At 48.3% G+C, this 17,904-nt stretch carries 15 protein-coding genes; 13 read left to right on the top strand and 2 right to left on the bottom strand.

Going from position 1 to position 17,904, the window contains the following annotated elements:
* The first annotated feature begins 55 nt into the window (after positions 1 to 55).
* From HPL003_RS05000 to HPL003_RS04940, 12 genes are all read left to right on the top strand, one after another.
* Complete coding sequence (locus HPL003_RS05000; RefSeq protein WP_014278529.1) at positions 56 to 1,024, top strand: cation diffusion facilitator family transporter; 969 nt, start codon at positions 56 to 58, stop codon at positions 1,022 to 1,024.
* Positions 1,025 to 1,139: 115 nt separating this feature from the next.
* Complete coding sequence (locus HPL003_RS04995) at positions 1,140 to 2,162, top strand: LCP family protein (RefSeq protein WP_014278528.1); 1,023 nt, start codon at positions 1,140 to 1,142, stop codon at positions 2,160 to 2,162.
* 154 nt (positions 2,163 to 2,316) lie between these two features.
* Positions 2,317 to 3,480: an AI-2E family transporter gene (locus HPL003_RS04990; protein ID WP_014278527.1), complete on the top strand. Its 1,164-nt coding sequence runs from the start codon at positions 2,317 to 2,319 to the stop codon at positions 3,478 to 3,480.
* Positions 3,481 to 3,608: 128 nt separating this feature from the next.
* Positions 3,609 to 4,628, top strand: a complete 1,020-nt coding sequence (locus tag HPL003_RS04985) for an LLM class flavin-dependent oxidoreductase (RefSeq protein WP_014278526.1) — start codon at positions 3,609 to 3,611, stop codon at positions 4,626 to 4,628.
* A gap of 229 nt (positions 4,629 to 4,857) precedes the next feature.
* Positions 4,858 to 5,751, top strand: a complete 894-nt coding sequence (locus tag HPL003_RS04980) for an ABC transporter ATP-binding protein (protein WP_014278525.1) — start codon at positions 4,858 to 4,860, stop codon at positions 5,749 to 5,751.
* Positions 5,752 to 5,761: 10 nt separating this feature from the next.
* The gene (locus HPL003_RS04975) at positions 5,762 to 6,562 is read left to right on the top strand and encodes a hypothetical protein (protein WP_014278524.1); all 801 of its coding nucleotides are present in this window, start codon (positions 5,762 to 5,764) and stop codon (positions 6,560 to 6,562) included.
* 85 nt (positions 6,563 to 6,647) lie between these two features.
* Positions 6,648 to 7,124, top strand: a complete 477-nt coding sequence (locus HPL003_RS04970) for a glutathione peroxidase (protein ID WP_014278523.1) — start codon at positions 6,648 to 6,650, stop codon at positions 7,122 to 7,124.
* A gap of 385 nt (positions 7,125 to 7,509) precedes the next feature.
* On the top strand, positions 7,510 to 8,871 hold the full coding sequence (locus HPL003_RS04965; RefSeq protein WP_014278522.1) for an FAD-dependent oxidoreductase: 1,362 nt from the start codon (positions 7,510 to 7,512) through the stop codon (positions 8,869 to 8,871).
* A 385-nt stretch (positions 8,872 to 9,256) separates the two neighbouring features.
* On the top strand, positions 9,257 to 10,105 hold the full coding sequence (locus HPL003_RS04960; protein ID WP_014278520.1) for a formate/nitrite transporter family protein: 849 nt from the start codon (positions 9,257 to 9,259) through the stop codon (positions 10,103 to 10,105).
* 358 nt (positions 10,106 to 10,463) lie between these two features.
* A complete protein-coding gene (locus HPL003_RS04950; protein WP_014278518.1) occupies positions 10,464 to 12,596 on the top strand; it encodes a molybdopterin-containing oxidoreductase family protein in 2,133 nt (710 codons plus the stop codon).
* A gap of 46 nt (positions 12,597 to 12,642) precedes the next feature.
* The gene (locus HPL003_RS04945; protein ID WP_014278517.1) at positions 12,643 to 13,896 is read left to right on the top strand and encodes an MFS transporter; all 1,254 of its coding nucleotides are present in this window, start codon (positions 12,643 to 12,645) and stop codon (positions 13,894 to 13,896) included.
* Between the two features lie 103 nt (positions 13,897 to 13,999).
* Entirely contained in the window at positions 14,000 to 14,494 is a 495-nt protein-coding gene (locus tag HPL003_RS04940) for a GNAT family N-acetyltransferase (protein ID WP_014278516.1), read from the top strand.
* 110 nt (positions 14,495 to 14,604) lie between these two features.
* Here HPL003_RS04940 and HPL003_RS04935 read toward each other — a convergent pair whose 3' ends face one another.
* Together HPL003_RS04935 and HPL003_RS04930 are read right to left on the bottom strand one after the other, a co-directional pair.
* Positions 14,605 to 15,153, bottom strand: coding sequence for a GNAT family N-acetyltransferase (locus tag HPL003_RS04935; RefSeq protein ID WP_014278515.1), 549 nt, complete (start codon positions 15,151 to 15,153; stop codon positions 14,605 to 14,607).
* 84 nt (positions 15,154 to 15,237) lie between these two features.
* Positions 15,238 to 15,963 (bottom strand): hypothetical protein, encoded by a 726-nt coding sequence (locus HPL003_RS04930; RefSeq protein WP_014278514.1) that lies wholly within the window; start codon positions 15,961 to 15,963, stop codon positions 15,238 to 15,240.
* 208 nt (positions 15,964 to 16,171) lie between these two features.
* On the opposite strand from HPL003_RS04930, the gene HPL003_RS04925 reads away from it, so the two are divergent.
* On the top strand, positions 16,172 to 17,851 hold the full coding sequence (locus HPL003_RS04925; RefSeq protein ID WP_014278513.1) for a glutamine--tRNA ligase/YqeY domain fusion protein: 1,680 nt from the start codon (positions 16,172 to 16,174) through the stop codon (positions 17,849 to 17,851).
* The last annotated feature ends 53 nt before the right edge of the window (positions 17,852 to 17,904 follow it).

Raw genomic sequence — 17,904 nt, 5'->3', positions numbered from 1 at the left:
CGGATTAACTTGGCGATAACAGTTATTTTCAAGCTAGATACGGAGGGTATACATCATGCAGGAACAGGATATGGGCAAACGCGCTATGGTGTCAGCGTGGATCAGCCTGATCAGCAACATCCTATTAACCGGCATTAAGATCATTACAGGCGTCATGTTCAACAGCAAGGTGCTGGTTGCTGACGGTGTGCATAACGCCGGGGACGTAATCGCCTCGGCAACGGCGCTGGGGGCGATGCGTATATCGAGTCTGCCGCCGGATGAGGATCATCCATATGGTCACGGCAAGGCAGAGGTTATTGGAGCCAGCGTGGTGGCAGTCATTTTGTTCGCAGCCGGCATATTTATCGGCTACCATTCCATTATGGCGCTGTTTGAACCGATGCCAAAGGAGCATATACTGGCATTGGTGGCGGCGATCATCTCCCTGCTCTGGAAGCAATGGCTGTATATATATACGATCCGTATCGGAAGGGCAGCCAATAGCCAGGGTCTCATTGCTACGGCCAAAGATCATTTGGCGGATGTGTATGCTTCCGCTGCTGCTGTACTGGGTATCGGCTTGGGCCTGATCGGGGAGCACTGGAGCATTCATATTTTATCCTACGGTGACCCGATTGCCGGGTTTGTAGTCGCATTGCTGGTTCTGAGGCTGGCATGGGAAATGGGCCGTGAATCCATAGATGTGCTTATGGAAAAGGCTATGGCTACCGAGGAAATCGAAAGCTATGCTCAAGCAGCCCTAAGTGTAGCTGAGGTTCAGCGAATTGACCGCATCCGTGCCCGTGAGCACGGTCGTTATATTATTGTGGATATCCGCGCTTCTGTGGATGCCTCCCTGACGATTCAGCAGGGACATGATATTATCCGGCTGATCAAAGGGGCCGTGATGAAGCAGGAACCGAGGGTTTACGAGGTGCTTGTACATCTTAACCCATGGTACGCGGACACCCCTGACAATGCTAACCTGGCGCCGCAAGAACATAAGAATAACAGCGTGACAGACAAGGAAAACTACTATTAGTCACAGGTCAATCGTGTTACGCTGAACAGTCGACGCGAATTGACAGATAACTTGCAGGGAGGGTATGCTTTTATAAGCTGAAAGATGTTGAATAAAAGCGAGGTTACCCGAAAATATGCGAAAATTATTAAAATGGCTGGGCATTTCTGTGACTGCGGCAGTTCTTTTGGTGGGCGGATATTATGCTTACTCTATATATCATTTTACAAATCAAATTTCGGTCGCTGCCGGTCAGGATTCGAAATTTAAGCCGCAAGCACAAAGCCAGTCCCAAACGAATGTACAACCTATAGAAGTATCTCTTCCCCCAGAGTGGGATGGAAAAGAGAGAGTGAATATTTTGCTGCTGGGCGGCGATTCACGTGGGGAGGATTCAGGACGCTCTGACTCTGTTATGGTTGCTTCTGTTGATCCGGTCACGAAGAAGGCTACGCTCATGTCGATCCTGCGTGATACGTACGTTGATATTCCGGGCCATGGGCAAAGTCGCTTGAATGCCGCATTTTCTTACGGCGGGCCTGATCTGACCAGACAAACGGTGAGCGACCTGCTCGGCATACCGATCCAATACTATGTATACACGGATTTTAACGGCTTTATTGCGCTGGTGGATTCTGTGGGCGGTATTGATCTGGATGTCGAAAAGGATATGTACTACACTTCCAAAGCAGACAAACACCAGTTTGATATTGATCTGAAAAAGGGAATGCAGCATATGGACGGTAAAACGGCCTTGCAATATGTGCGTTTTCGTCATGATGCCACTTCCGATTTTACACGTACGGAGCGGCAACGCAAATTTATTACCGAGCTGGGTGGCAAAATCCAGTCGACCTCGTCTCTGATTAAGCTGCCCAGTATTTTAAACAGCATCTCTCCATATATTGAAACGAATCTGAGCACAACGGAAATGCTGCAACTGGCTTCATTGGGCTTTAATATCGACGCCAAAACGATCGCGAAACAGCAAATTCCACCGAATGAGCTGGTGCGAGAGACGACGGTTAAGGGGGCACAGGTGTTGGGTGTGGACCAGAGAAAGCTTAAGAGCTTTGTACAAAATATGTTTGAGCAAGAAAACAAGCCTGTGACCACAACCACGGATTCCGCTGCAACCAAGATAAACGATACTCCATAACATTCCAAAGCAAGCAAAGTATGTATGCTGTCGTACAACTTTGTTTGCTTTTGTGTTATTCGGGTATAACCTTGTATATTTTGATCTAAAATTATATCTTAACAATATAAAAGGGCCATTAACTCATTTGCTTAAAGAGAAGGGGAATGTCATTGTGGAAACAACTCCGGCATGGAAAGACCGATTCAAAAAGTTTTTTCTGAACAACAAGTTTGTGTTATTCCTGCTGGTACTGCTGCTTATCGGTTTGAATGTATTGGTGTTCACCAAAATTTCGTACATATTTACCCCCATTATGGTGCTGCTGAAAACGATCATTCTCCCTGTCATTTTGTCCGGTGTTTTGTACTATCTGTTCAATCCGCTGGTTGATGTATTGGAGCGCAACAAGGTCAAACGGATATACTCCATTATTGTGCTGTATTTGCTCATCATAGGGGTTATCACCATCGTGATTACATCGGTAGTGCCAGTGATCCGCGATCAGATTCAGGGGTTGGTTCAAAATGTGCCTGCATATAGCGAGCAAGTACAACAACAGTTTGAAAAATTAATTGGCAGTGACTTTGTGAACCAGTTCCAGAACACGATTCAAATCAATCCATCTGAGCTGGCCTCCAAGGCTTCTGAAAAGTTATCTGCCTTCATTAATAATGCCTGGGCAAGTTTGGGGAGCTTTTTGGGTGTTGTCACAGAAACGGTGCTTGCGATCGCTACGGTTCCATTTATTCTGTTCTACCTGCTGAAGGATGGACGCAAGCTGCCACAGTCGGTCCTGAAGATATTTCCGCCTATGTTTCGTAAAGAGACCGATCGTATTATGACCGAAATGAATCATCAGGTCAGCTCGTATATTCGTGGGCAGATTATTGTCAGCTTCTGTATTGGGTTTCTGCTGTATATCGGCTACTTGATCATCGGGCTGGACTATTCTCTGACGCTTGCCGTCATTGCGTCCTTTACGAGCGTTGTTCCTTATTTGGGACCCGTGATTGCCATTACGCCTGCATTAATTGTAGCTTTGGTAACATCTCCGGTTATGCTGCTCAAAATGGTCATCGTATGGACAGTCGTACAGCTCATTGAGGGTAAATTTATTTCTCCACAAATTATGGGCAAGTCTCTCCGGGTGCATCCGATCACGATTATCTTTGTCATTCTGACGGCGGGCAATCTGTTTGGAGTGGTAGGGATTATACTGGCGGTTCCAGGCTATGCTGTATTGAAGGTTATCGTCACACATCTGTTTAGTTTCTTTAAAAAGCGTTCACATCTTTATGAAGCGGATAAAGTGAAGGCGGGCCTCAACGAAAAATAAACATTTCCAATTCCGGTGAAAAATCAATTTTTCAGTATAAATCAAATTGAACCCTCTTGGGTAACTGTGGCTTCGCGTGCTATAATTAATGCCTATTCTTATTCCCAAACAGAAAGGTCAGACTTTATATGATAAAACTCAGCATTCTTGACCAATCTCCGGTATCGGAAGGCATGACGCATGCGCAAGCATTACAAAAGACCGCTGAGCTTGCTATAGAGGCGGAACGCTTGGGTTATCATCGCTTTTGGGTATCAGAGCATCATGCTGCCCCTAATCTTGCTGGTTCCAGCCCGGAGGTATTGATTTCGCATCTGGCCGCTCGTACCTCAACCATTCGAGTGGGATCAGGCGGTGTGATGCTGCCGCATTACAGCGCTTATAAAGTAGCGGAAAACTTTCGTGTACTGGAGGGCTTATACCCGGGGCGCATTGATTTGGGTTTGGGACGAGCGCCGGGAGGCATGCCGATTGCTACCAGAGCCCTGCAGGAAGGTAAAATGCGAGGTGGCGTCGATCTGTACCCCGAGCAGCTGGATGACCTGCTAGCCTATTTGCATGACAGTACAGACAACCAGCATCGCTTCGGTTCGCTACAGGCGATGCCGCTCGTAGAGACCGTGCCGGAAATGTGGCTGCTTGGCTCCAGCGGTGATAGTGCAGGTCTGGCCGCCGAGCGTGGTGTGGGCTTTGCGTTTGCGCAGTTCATTAACGGGGAAGGCGGCACAGGAGCCATGAAGGGGTATCAGGAAAGCTTCCAGCCTTCGCAGCACAGTGATCAGCCGCATTCGCTTGTCGCCGTATTTGCGATCTGCGCGGATACTGAAGAAGAAGCGAACCGCCTGGCCTCCAGCATGGACTTGTCTCTGGTGCTGCTGGAGCAGGGAATGCGTTCCGCCGGCACACCTTCCGTAGAAAAGGCCTTGGCGTATCCGTATACGCCATATGACCGAGTGCGCATCCGCGAGAATCGCAAGCGTATGGTGGTGGGTTCGCCCGAGCAGGTAAAGCACCAAATTGAGCAATTGAGTGAGGCTTATCATACACAGGAAATCATGGTGGCAAGTATTATTCACGACTTTGACGCCAAGATGAAATCCATACGTCTTATGGCTGAAGCATTTGGGCTGCGTTCTGTACAGTCCTGATGTTGTCTGCCGGATTTTAGAAGATCACAGCTTTGAGAGCTGTGATCTTTTTTTGTGAATTTTCAAGGTCATTTTCCGTGAAATGATTCCCGTGCTAAGGGAATATGCTAGTTAACACTTGATAATGATTATCAATATCTTTATTATATAAAGATAGAATGAAGTTTTGATGAATATCGTGCGTTAAGCCCGTGACTATATATTAGATAAGGGAAAGGAATGATTCCGAATGTTTCGTCTGAAAACGGCTAATCTGGATATTGCTTATGAAGATCGGTTGATTGTGGAGGACCTGAACGTTGAAATACCGCAAGGGAAAATCACAGCATTGGTGGGCGCAAATGGCTCCGGCAAGTCTACCATTCTAAAGACGATGGCTCGCATCATGAATCCTAAAGGCGGCAGCGTTCTGCTCGACGGTAAATCCATTCATAAGCAATCTACCCGGGAGGTAGCAAAGCAGTTGGCTATTTTGCCGCAAAATCCGACTGCACCGGAGGGTTTGACTGTGACGGAACTGGTATCTTACGGACGTTTCCCCTATCAAAAAGGCTTTGGCTCCATGAAAGCAGATGATCGTAAAATGGTAGAGTGGGCCATTCAGGTGACAGGAATGAGCGAGTTCCACGATCGCCCAATCGACCAGCTTTCTGGCGGGCAGCGCCAGCGTGCATGGATTGCCATGGCGCTTGCGCAGGATACGGATATTTTGTTTCTGGATGAACCAACTACCTTTTTGGATATGGCGCATCAATTGGAAGTGCTGCATTTGTTAGAGTATTTGAACACTTCAGCCGAACGTACCATTGTCATGGTCGTGCATGATTTGAACCATGCAGCCCGGTACGCCCAGCATATGGTCGCGATCAAAAAAGGCAAGGCCGAGGCTGTGGGAACGCCAACCGAGGTCATGTCCCCTGACGTGCTGCGCGAGGTGTTCGGTATTGAAGCAGATATCGTAACAGATCCTCGTACAGGTGTGCCGCTGTGTCTTCCATATGCTTTGGCCGGGCAACCAGCGGTAAGCCAAGCCGTGAAGGGATTGGAACTGGAAGAGAATCAACTAGTGGGCTCCGTTTCCGAGCGGCGTGAAGCCAGACCACAGGTAGCGGCAAGAGGATAAAGGAGACCTAATGAAACCACTGGATTATGATCAGCTTGAGCAATTGGCGCGAATCGTGACAGACACACCAGAAGATGCGGTATACTCCGGGCCCGTGGCAGAATGGCTTGAACCGGATAAGCTTGGCCCTGTGATGGAGTATTATGGTGAGTTGCTGCGTGCGGAAGACGGCTTGACCACAGCCGTTTATTTTGTGAACCAGTTGCGTGGTCTTGTGTTTGCTCAGCATTTTATGGTGTCTTTGTGTGAACGTCGTCTCGATCTGTCGGTTTCCAATCTCAGATTTCATATTTGTTATCAAGGGAAATATCCCGCCATCAGCTTTCAGGTCATCGACCAAACAGAGCTGGACAACATCAGGCAAAACGAGCATCATTCATCCGGGCAGGCGCAGCAGGTGTTGCGTGACTTTTACAGCTTGCAAATCAGACCGATACTGGAGGCGATGGCTTCGGCAGGAGGTGCATCTGTTGGACAGATGTGGGGACAGTTCCCGCTGACTTTGCTGTATTTTAAGGACAGAGTACAGCCATCGCTAACCGATCCACAGGATGTGGAGCATTTTGAACAAGATTATGATTATGTGACGCGGGAGCTGGAGGGAGAGGTATTCGGGCGGAAAAGAAACCCGTTTACGGTTCGTCTCGTTGAGCTGGATAACCCTTACCGTCCCGGTGAGAAGGCATATATGAAACCGTCCTGCTGTCAATATTACAAGACAGGTGGAGGCCAGCGGTATTGTTTTGCGTGTCCAAGGATGTCCGCTTCAGAACGTGAAGAACGCAGACTCGAAGTGGTGGCGTCTCGCTAAAGTCGAGGGATGTTGGCATGTCCGTCTTGTTTTGGGTAAAATAGGTGATGAAACTTAAACCAAGCGAAACAAAGGAGGGTGCTATATGTCTGTCTATTCACATCATGCCGTAACACCAGCGAATCAGGAGGTTCCTCTGGATACCTACACCGGTAAGGTGCTGGTCATCGCGAATACCGCAAGCAAATGCGGACTTACCCCGCAATATGGGGATTTGCAAAAGCTATATGATGAATATAAGGATCGGGGACTGGTTGTATTAGGCTTCCCTTGTAACCAATTTGGCGGTCAGGAGCCAGGCAGCAGCGAGGAAGCCGCTGAATTTTGCCAACTGAATTACGGGGTTAATTTCCCGGTATTCGCTAAAGTGGACGTTAACGGTCCGGATACAGCACCTCTGTTTGAATATTTGAAAAAGCAGCAGCCTGGAGAGCAGGAAGATGGCACGATTCAATGGAATTTCACGAAATTCATTGTGGATCGTGAAGGTGTGCCTGTGGGGCGCTTTGAACCCAAGGAATCACCAGAGGCGATGAAAGCGGCCATCGAGCAACTGCTATAATAGCTTCCAGATTAGTCAGAAATATACTTCTATATAAGGTCGAATCTCCGTTGTTTCCGGGATTCGGCCTTTTTTGTTGTCTGTATTTCACATTCGGTTGATCGTTGCAGTAGCATTTGGAAGCCTGATAAAAGGCATAATCAAGCCCTGTACGGGAAAAACTGAATGAAGCAAAGAGTCGTTTCAGCAAACGGCTGACTTTGTATCTTCCTGACTTTAAAAATGTGGACAAATTGTGAATATCATAGAAAGCTATTGCAATGTGAAAAATGTCACATTATAATAAGTGCATGAAGTGAAATAAATCACAATCAACAACGCAGTTACGTGAAACAATTCACAATTATTATACATTGTATGCCCACACACCAAGGAGGAATTTAACATGAAAGTAGCAGTTATTGGATGTACACACGCAGGTACGGCAGCCATCGTCAACACAGCCAAATATTATCCAGATGCCGAAATTACCGTTTACGAGCGTAATGACAATATTTCGTTTTTATCCTGTGGTATTGCGCTGTACGTAGGTGGTGTCGTCAAAGATCCGCACGGCTTGTTTTATTCTTCCCCGGACCAATTGGCTGAGCTGGGTGTCGTGACCAAGATGCTTCATGAGGTAACGAATGTCGATACAGCAGGCAAAACGCTGCAAGCACGCAATCTCCAAACAGGAGAAGAGTTTACGGACACCTTTGATAAATTGATTGTAACTACGGGCTCGTGGCCTATTATTCCGAAGCTGGAAGGTATTGAGCTCGATCATATACTGCTCTGCAAGAACTATAATCATTCCAATGACATCATTGAGAAAGCCAAGCATGTACAGAACATTACAGTTGTCGGAGCCGGATATATCGGTGTTGAGTTGGTAGAAGCTTTTCAAATGAACGGTAAGAACGTAACGCTGATTGACAGCGCGGATCGTATTTTGAATAAATATTTGGACCCGGAATATACAGACCGAATTGAAGATTCCTTGAAGGAACATGGCATCAAGCTGGTGCTGGGAGAATCAGTGAGCCGTTTTGAAGGAAATAACGGTAAGGTGAACAAAGTGGTGACATCCAAAGGAGAATATGAAACAGAGCTTGTTATTCTCTGCATCGGCTTCCGTCCTCAAACGGATCTACTTAAAGGTCAGGTAGACATGCTGCCCAACGGCGCGATCATTGTGGACAATTATATGCAAAGCAGCTGCCCGGACGTATTTGCCGCAGGCGATAGCTGTGCAATCCATTACAACCCGACAGGCAAAACAGCTTATATTCCATTGGCAACCAACGCTGTTCGTATGGGTACGCTGGTGGCACGCAATTTGGTCAAGCCAACCATTGCCTATATGGGAACACAGGGAACTTCGGGTATTAAAATTTATGAAGATAATATTGCAGGAACAGGTTTGACGGAAGTGGCAGCAGCGGACGAAGGCATGGCTGTAGAGGCTGTAACCATTGAGGACAGCTACCGTCCTGAATTTATGCCAACCTCGGAAAAGGTGCTGCTGAAGGTTGTATATGAGCAGGAGACACGGAGAATTGTCGGGGCACAAATTATGTCGAAGGTAGATTTGACCCAATCGATTAATACCCTGTCGGTGGCGATCCAAAATCATATGACCATTGATCAACTGGCCTTTGTGGATTTCTTCTTCCAGCCGCATTATAACAAGCCTTGGAATTTCTTGAATGCAGCGGGTTTGCAAGCATTGCCGCCGATATCTGAACGGAAGCCCATTACGGTATAATTCAATTTGTCTGTGACATTGTTCATAAGTTTGTCAACAATATGAGACGTACAGATGAATCCTTATAGTACAATATAGAGAGCATAAGGATTAGGGGGTAAGTGATTTATGGATTTGTTTTATATCCTTTTTCTTGTAGTCGTGGCGCTGTTAGGACTCGGAGGAGTTATTTGGTTCTTGAGGGCAGCTGAAAAGGAAGAATATAACTAAATCATAGGCACTTAGTGGCGCGGTAGACACTAGAATACACGAAAAACAGTCCTTTATCCAAGGGCTGTTTTTTTAATATTCAATAAAGTGATTTTTTTCACAAACAAAATCTCTGATTTTAAATAAAATATGTGAGAGAATGCTGGAGTAAAAAGATGTTAAAGGAGCGGAATATATGGCAAGTTATAAACCGGGGCAGATTGCTGAAAAGACGGTGGAAACAGGAGTGGCCAAAGCGAACAATCCATGGACTGTGGCCGTGGTATTGGGATTTTTGGCAGGTGCATTTATTGCGCTTGGTTTTTTGCTGGATATACGTGTTATCGCAAGTGCGCCCAAAGAATGGGGAAGTATTGCTACTTTTATTGGAGCAGCCGTGTTCCCTGTAGGTCTGGTATTGGTATTGATCGGAGGCGGAGAATTGCTGACCGGTAATATGATGGCTGTACCTTTGGCAAGATGGGCAGGACGGATCAAGACCGGGGCGATGCTCCGTAATTTGGCGATTATTACGCTTAGTAATTTTGCAGGCGCGTTGTTTGTTGCCTTTTTCTTTGGTCATGTGCTGGGTTTAACCGAGACAGGACCTTATTTGGACAAAGTGGTGGATATGGCGGGACATAAGCTGCATGAAAGCTTTTTGCAATCGTTTATATCCGGTATTGGATGTAACTGGCTGGTAGCGCTGGCTGTATGGTTGGCGTATAGCACGGATTCGATCGGTGGCAAAATTATGGGGATCTGGTTCCCGACAATGGCCTTTGTAGCTATCGGATTTCAGCACGTTGTAGCCAATATGTTTCTGATTCCAGCGGCTATTTTCGCAGGTCATTTTTCATGGGCAGATTATATCATGAACTTCATTCCGGTTTGGCTGGGGAATTTGGTGGGAGGAAGTATGTTCGTAGCTGGAGCTTACTGGTTGGCATATTTGAAAAAGCCTCATTCCGCTATGCATCCTGTGAATGATTCATCTCAGGCACCTTCGTCTACTGCAACAACTCCGTTGAGTGACCATGCTTGATTAAGCCGAGCTTAGAAAATCGGAACAAAGCAAATCCGCCATGGCAGGTCCGGGGGAACGAAACCTGTCATGGCGGATTTTTTTGGGAGTGGTCCATGATTTGGCATGGCGGATGAGTGTGCTCTCGTCCATAATGCCTTGATCTCTTTTACCCTTGGTATTCAATACTGAAACAGGTATTATCAAAAAAAATATAGAATATTAGAAATCCGTTTTGCTGTGAGCAGCAAGCGGATTTTTTGAGCTTTGTAGATGGATTTGGGTTGGCAAAATCCTTCTCTTGCCATAGGACATAGCTGTATATATGATAAGAACAGTGTAATTTTTGGAAACGGTAACGGGAAGGAGTATCAACACCATGGATCATCGCAACAGTGCGTCTCCTGAGGCTGTGCTTCAGCAAGACTTGCAAAGGAGACAACGAGTGACAGAGCGTACGGACGGTATTTTTCCGGCTGTATGTCCGCTGGATTGCCCGGATACGTGCGGGCTCCTGCTTCACAAGGAAGCTGGAAAAATCGTCAAGGTGGCTGGCAATCCGGATCATCCTATTACGAAAGGGGCCATTTGCAACAAAGTTCGCAATATGACGGAGCGAGTGTATGACCCCGAGCGGCTGCTCTATCCGTTGAAGCGTGTAGGTCCCAAGGGGCAAGGGAAGTTCGAACGAATTAGCTGGGAGGAGGCAGTGGATACCATTACAGGCCGCTTTAAGGAACTGATTCGCACGGACGGACCGGAATCTATTCTCCCCTACAGCTTTTACGGCAATATGGGCGTGTTGAGTGTGGACGGGATGGATCGCCGTTTTTTCAATGCGCTAGGTTCAAGCCAACTGGACCAGACGATTTGCAGTGTGGCTGGGAATGAAGGCTGGGCATCCGTCATGGGTTTTAAGGGTGGCACCAGTCCGGAGGATACAGAGGATGCTGACCTCATTATTGTATGGGGTGGAAATGTCATCAGCACCAATATGCATCAGGTGGTATTGGCCGAGAAGGCACGTAAAAAAGGTGCCAAGGTGATCGTCATTGATGTCCACCGCAATCGGACAGCGCAATGGGCGGATTGGTTCATTCCGCTCTACCCGGGAACAGATACCGCGCTCGCACTGGGTGTTATGCACGTACTGTTCGAGCAAGGGCTGACGGACGATGAATTTTTGCGCCGCTATACGGTCGGTCATGAGGAACTGCGCGAGCATGTGAAGGCATATACCCCGCAGCGGGTCTCACGTATTACAGGTGTGCCGGAGGCAGATATTATTCGTCTGGCGGAGATGTACGGGCAGGCGCGTGCGGCATATATCAACATTGGCAACGGGCTTCAGCATCACGATAATGGCGGCATGAATGTACGCGCGGTTACATGCTTGCCCGCGCTCACCGGGCAATGGCTGAAGCACGGCGGGGGAGCCTCACGTTCCAACGGCGCTTACGGCAAATTCAACGGTGCCAACCTGGCGCGTCCTGATCTGCGTAAGAACCCGGATGCCCGGGTGATAAACATGAACCAAATCGGCGAAGCACTGCTACAGAAGGACGAGCCGATCAAGGCGCTGTTCGTGTATTGCAGCAATCCGGTTGTCGTAGCCCCTGATGCTGACCGGGTGACGCAGGGGTTTGAACGGGAGGATCTGTTCACGGTCGTTCACGACCTGTTCCTCACCGATACGGCCCGCTATGCAGATATTGTACTGCCTGCGGCATCTTCTTTTGAAGGCACAGACCTGTATAAATCGTATTGGCACCATTATATCCAGATGCAGGAGCCGGTCATTGCTCCACTCGGGGAAAGCAAAAGCAACTATGGGCTGTTTAGCCTGCTCGGACAGGCTATGGGCTTTGATGAGGCTGCTTTCACGGAAAGTGAAGAGGATATGATCGCGGGTGCACTTGATAACCCGACAAATCCTTATCTCAACGGTGTGACTTTGGAAGCTTTAAAAAAGTCACCTTTTGTCAAACTGGACATGACGCCGAAGGCTACCTATCTGGATCGTCTGACTACGCCTTCGGGCAAGATTGAGCTGTATTCAGAAAAGATGAAGCAAGCGGGTCTGCCCGCGATGCCTTCGTATGTGCCGCTGATCGAAGGATATGACGGAGAGCATCGACCGCAAGCGGACGAGCGGTTCCCGCTGATGTTTATTTCGCCACCGAATCATAATTTTCTGAATTCAACGTTCGCGAATCTGCCCAAGCATCAGCGGCTGGAACGGGAGCCTTTGCTGCAAATTCACCCGGAGGATGCTCAGGTAAGAGACATCGTAGATGGCGATCCGGTTACGGTATGGAACGACCGGGGAACGTATGAGCTGAAAGCCAAGGTCACGGATTTGATGCTGCCCGGTACGGTGATTAGCCAAGGGTTATGGTGGGAAGGTAAAGGACGCAGACAGCGTGCCAATGCGTTAACCTCTGACCGGCTGTCGGATATGGGGCGGGGGGCTACTTTCTTTTCAACGGTGGTGAATGTGAAGCGCCAATGAGATAATGTTTTTTATGGTGTCAGATGTTAAAGGAGAAACAAAATATATGAAATGGTTGGATTCTTATCCGAAAGAAGTGAAAGTGTTTCTTGTCGCCAGCCTGATTAATTCCGCCGGAAGCTCTCTAATGTGGCCGTTGGTTAGCATGTATGTGTTTGACGAGCTGCACCGCAGTATGGGAGATGCGGGGATTGCGATTTTGGTGCAATCGCTGGGCGGGATTTTTGGTCAGGTGCTGGGAGGGGCCCTTTATCACCGTATTGGGGCCAAAAAACTGATTGTCGGCTCGCTGACAATGAACGCGCTGGGACTTCTCACGCTTCCGTTTACCAGCGGTCACTGGATTGCGTTTGTTATTATGATGGGCTTTATCGGCTTTTTTAATGTTGTATCTGTGCCCGCGATTCAGGCGTTTGTAGGTTTTCGCTTTGCTGACCGTCGTGGAGAGCTGTTCAACATTATCTATGTAGCCAATAATATAGGGGTGGCATTGGGTACGGGACTGAGCGGCGTTCTGGCCGATCTCTCCTATCAGCTCAGCTTTGTCATGAACGGGATTACCTCTGCGGTATTTGCCGGGTTTTTCTGGTCCTATCTGAGCAGGGTCGACCGGGAAGAGGGGGAAGTTCATCTCAGCAAGTCCGTGAAGAAAAGAACAGAGGAAATACCAGCGCGGCTGCTTTTCCGTGATACCAGGTTGTATTTCTTCGTCGGGTTGGGCTCGCTCTTTTTATGGTTCGGTAATTCGATCTGGAATACGGGCGTATCTCCATATATTATTGAGCAGGGCTTGCCTAAAACGATGTATGGGCTGCTATGGACACTGAACGGTGTGCTTATTTTTGCTGCACAGCCGATTATCTTCTGGCTCAAGCGTCTTTATGCCCGTCACGCTTCGGCTCAAATGACGTGGGCAGGGGGATTTTATTTGGCAGCTTATATCGTCATGTTAGGCACACAGAACTATACGGGGATGATATTCGCCATGGTTTTGGCGACCCTGGGAGAAATGCTGATCGCACCTGCGGTTCCGGCATTTTTGTCGGATCACGGAGGTCGGGGGGCCCCCTTTTACATTGGGTTAGTAGGGGGTATTGGTGCAGCCGGACGGGTGATGGGGCCTTATATCATGGGGAGGCTATATGATGGCGGTGGTCTCCCACCCACACTTTGGCTGGCATCGGGCGTGGCGGTTTTGTCCATCCTGTTTTTCATTCTGCATAGCAGATTGAACCGTTCCCGCTGTGAAGAGGATGCTTTTGAGACTACTACGTCCAAGGCAGACGTTTCCAGTTCTTAAGTCCTAATAAAGACTGTGACAAGCTCGTGATTATGGTACAATAAATGACGAATGGTTGTTGCCTATACTTCAGGAAAGCCTTCACAGGAAGGATTGAAAGAAATTGCTTACAAGTCAACCCCTGACGATACGTCATTCGGAGATGAAGGATGCTCCTGATCTGATTGCGCTGGATGAATTGGTATGGAATGAACGAACGGCCCCCGCCTCGCTGTCATGGAAGTCGCGTGGGGAGTTTTTGCGCAATACGCCTCCGGGCTCTCAACTGGTCGCTATCGAACAGGGAGTGCTCTGCGGTTATATCGGATTTCGTTCTCCAACGCTGTTGGCTAGTAATTGCCATGTGTTAGAAATAAATATAGCCGTGCATCCAGACTATCACCGCCAAGGTATTGGGAAGGCGCTTATGAACGCTATGAAGGATATTGCAGCCGCTGAGGGCATTCGCAAACTAAGCTTGCGGGTACTCTCGTGCAACACGGAGGCCCTTATGTTTTATGAAAAATGCGGATTCTCGATCGAAGGACGTTTGCATGAGGAGTTTTACATAGCGGGCCAATTCGTGGACGATGTGTTAATGGCCTATTTCTTAAAATAGACATGCATTCTACAGTGCAATCAGCTTCTGATAGCCTCCTATAAGCCGTTCATAAGAAACAGCGCCGCAGACCCTCAACGGGTTGCGGCGCTGTTTCTTATGATGCAAGGTTACCGAAGCAGTTTCCACTCGCTTTGGAGCATGCCGTACACAGCATGGTTCATATAGCCGTCAGGCAGCAGTTCCGCTTCGCGGATAATACCTTCGAGCACGAAGCCTAGACGCTCCGGGATCCCCCGGCTGCGGCGGTTGGTGGTGGCGCAGCGGATTTCGATCCGGTGAAGGTCCAGCTCTATCAGCGCATACTCGATGAACACGCGGCATGCGCTGGTCATAAGACCTTGTCCTTCGTAACCGTGTCCAAGCCAGTATCCAATACTGACCGAACGGTGAGTCCAATTGATTTCATGGTAGCTGATGATGCCAGCCAACTCATTATCCAACCAGATTCCGGCGGTCATGCTGCCGTTCTCTGCGACTTGCTTTAAGGCGCTCTGCACGAACTGCTCTGTGTGGCTGATTTCCGTGGTGGAATCCACCCATGGAAGCCACTGACGCAGGCGGTCACGGGACATTTCGATCAGCTCAAACAGAGGCTGCACATGCTCCTTGGTGAGCGGACGAAGGACGGTGCGTTCGTCCAACGCGTATGTAAACATGATGGATCCCCTCTTTCACTCGGAAAATCGCTAAACCAGCCAGTCTAGCATTTAATCCCATGCTACCTTATTCTGCGAGAGTCGTCAAAATGGAGAGGAAGCTGCAAACTCAATAGGTCCCACCCGGAACCGTCCATGCTCATATACATACTTCAGCTCCAAATCCCCTACAAATTCGGTTGGGGACACGCTGCCGGATACGGTAGCGCGCAGAGGGGGCTGCTCGGCATCGTACATGATGACAGAGCTGAAATCGAGATGGTTTGTAAAATGGGCTGGATCATCGTAAAACGCCGATGCTTTTGGGTTGAGCGTGTGAGTGATGCCATCAATCGTAACTGCAATATGCACCCGCTGGTTGTGGTCACGCAGCTCCACACTGCTATGGACACGCTGAGATACGGCATCTGCCGCCGATTCAACCGCATACTCTTCCATGGTCTGTGCGTTGACGATATGAAGTTCCTGCAATTCGACACCCGTGCCTGAAGCGCGGGTCAGGATGACCACGGCTTCGCGAACTCCATCACCGTTGGCATCCTTGTAGTATAACTGTGGAGCGGTGGCGATATCTGCCGAGCCTGACCATACGAATGTACGACGCTGCTGGCCGATTTCCAACGTGGCTGTGCGGAATAGCCCCTGGGACGGCTCCTCAACATACAATTTTACGGATGAGTCTTCAGGAGCGACGGCTAACGGACGAGATTGTATGGGTTCAGGTGCCGGATCCGGTGAAGGATGACCGGAAATTATACCGGAAGAGGACAACAGCATAGACAGCAGGATCACGATGAGTAGCTTAAACACGGGTGGGTTCTCCTTTTCCGGATAAAATAAAAGATATATACACTATAACGAATTTATTTGTCAGAAATGTTAACTCTTTTTCATAACTTGTTACTTTTTGGGCTGAAGAGGGCATAAGGTTTTTCATTTTATTGAGTTATGTGGTGTGAAAGGGTATATTTAAGGGAACCAATTTTGTACAGATTACACGGAAGAAAGGTTGATTAGCGTGGAGAAGCCGATCACTCCCCCCAATTTTATTAAGAGTGTCATTGAAGAGGATTTACGTACAGGTAAGGTAAAGGAAGTTGTTACACGCTTTCCACCGGAGCCGAACGGATATTTGCACATTGGACATGCCAAAGCCATCTGGATCAATTTCTCGTTGGGAGATGAATTTGGAGGACGCACCAACCTGCGTTTTGACGATACGAATCCAGCGAAGGAAGACACGGAATACGTAAACTCCATTCAGGAGGACGTGAAGTGGCTCGGATATGAATGGGAGGAAAAACATTTTGCCTCCAACTATTTTGACGAAATGTACAAACGTGCTGTTCTACTGATCCAAAAGGGTAAAGCCTACGTGGACGATCAAAGCGCGGATCAAATCCGCGAAACTCGTGGCACACTGACCGAACCGGGGCAAAACAGTCCTTACCGCGACCGTAGCGTGGAGGAAAATTTCAAGCTGTTCGAAGAAATGCGTGCAGGGAAATACCAAAACGGTGAAAAGGTGCTGCGTGCCAAAATTGATATGGCTTCGCCGAACATTAATTTGCGTGATCCGGTGATTTACCGTATTTCGCATACCGAGCATCACAACACGGGTGACAAATGGTGCATTTATCCGATGTATTCCTACGCTCATCCGCTGGAGGATGCCATCGAGGGTGTAACGCATTCGCTTTGTTCGCTGGAGTTTGAGGATCAGCGTCCGCTGTACGATTGGGTTGTAGCCGAATGTGAGATGGAAAAGGTACCGCACCAATACGAATTTGGACGGCTGAACCTGGCTCAAACCGTAACCAGCAAGCGTAAGCTCAAGCTTCTGGTAGATGAGAAGCATGTAGACGGCTGGGATGATCCGCGTATGCCAACGATTTCCGGTTTGCGCCGTCGTGGCTATACGCCGGAAGCTATCCGCAGCTTTGTATATGAGACGGGCATTTCCAAAGCCTACGGCGTGATCGACTTGCAAGTGCTGGAGCATTTTGCACGTGAGGACTTGAAGCTACAAGCGCCTCGTACGATGGCGGTCATTGATCCGTTGAAGGTGGTTATTACGAACTATCCTGAGGGTCAGGTTGAAATGCTGGAAGCGGAAAACAACACGGAAAATCCGGAGCTGGGCACACGCCAAATTCCGTTTTCGCGTGAGATTTATATCGAGCGTGAGGATTTCATGGAGAATCCGCCGAGCAAATACTTCCGCCTGTTCCCTGGCAATGAAGTACGCCTCAAGCATGCATATTTCATCAAATGTAACGATGTCATTAAAGATGCGGATGGTCATGTAACGGAAATCCACTGTACCTATGATATAGAAACCAAGAGCGGATCCGGCTTTACCGGACGTAAAGTCAAAGGCACAATCCATTGGGTGGAGGCTACTCAGGCCGTTCCTGCTGAATTCCGCCTGTATGAGCCTTTGATTAACGCAGAAGATCCGGAAGCGATTGAAGAGGATGCAACGGAAAAAACCTTCCTCGACCAATTGAATCCAAACTCTCTGGAAATTGCTCACGGCTTTGTCGAGCCGAATATGAAGGAAGCACAATCGCAGGACAAGTTCCAATTTTTCCGTCATGGTTATTTTAGTGTCGATCCGAAGCTTTCCAAGCCGGGTGAGCCTGTATTCAACCGTGTGGTATCACTGAAAAGCTCTTTCCAATTGCCTAAGCAATAGGTTATTGGAAAGCGTAGGACGGATGGCAGCCTCGTGCGACCAAGTTAAAAAGG

It is taken from the genome of Paenibacillus terrae HPL-003 (assembly GCF_000235585.1).
In the GTDB taxonomy this organism is placed as follows: Bacteria; Bacillota; Bacilli; order Paenibacillales; family Paenibacillaceae; genus Paenibacillus; species Paenibacillus terrae_B.
Note: the sequence above shows the minus strand (reverse complement) of the source record. Positions and strands in the feature narration are given on the sequence as shown.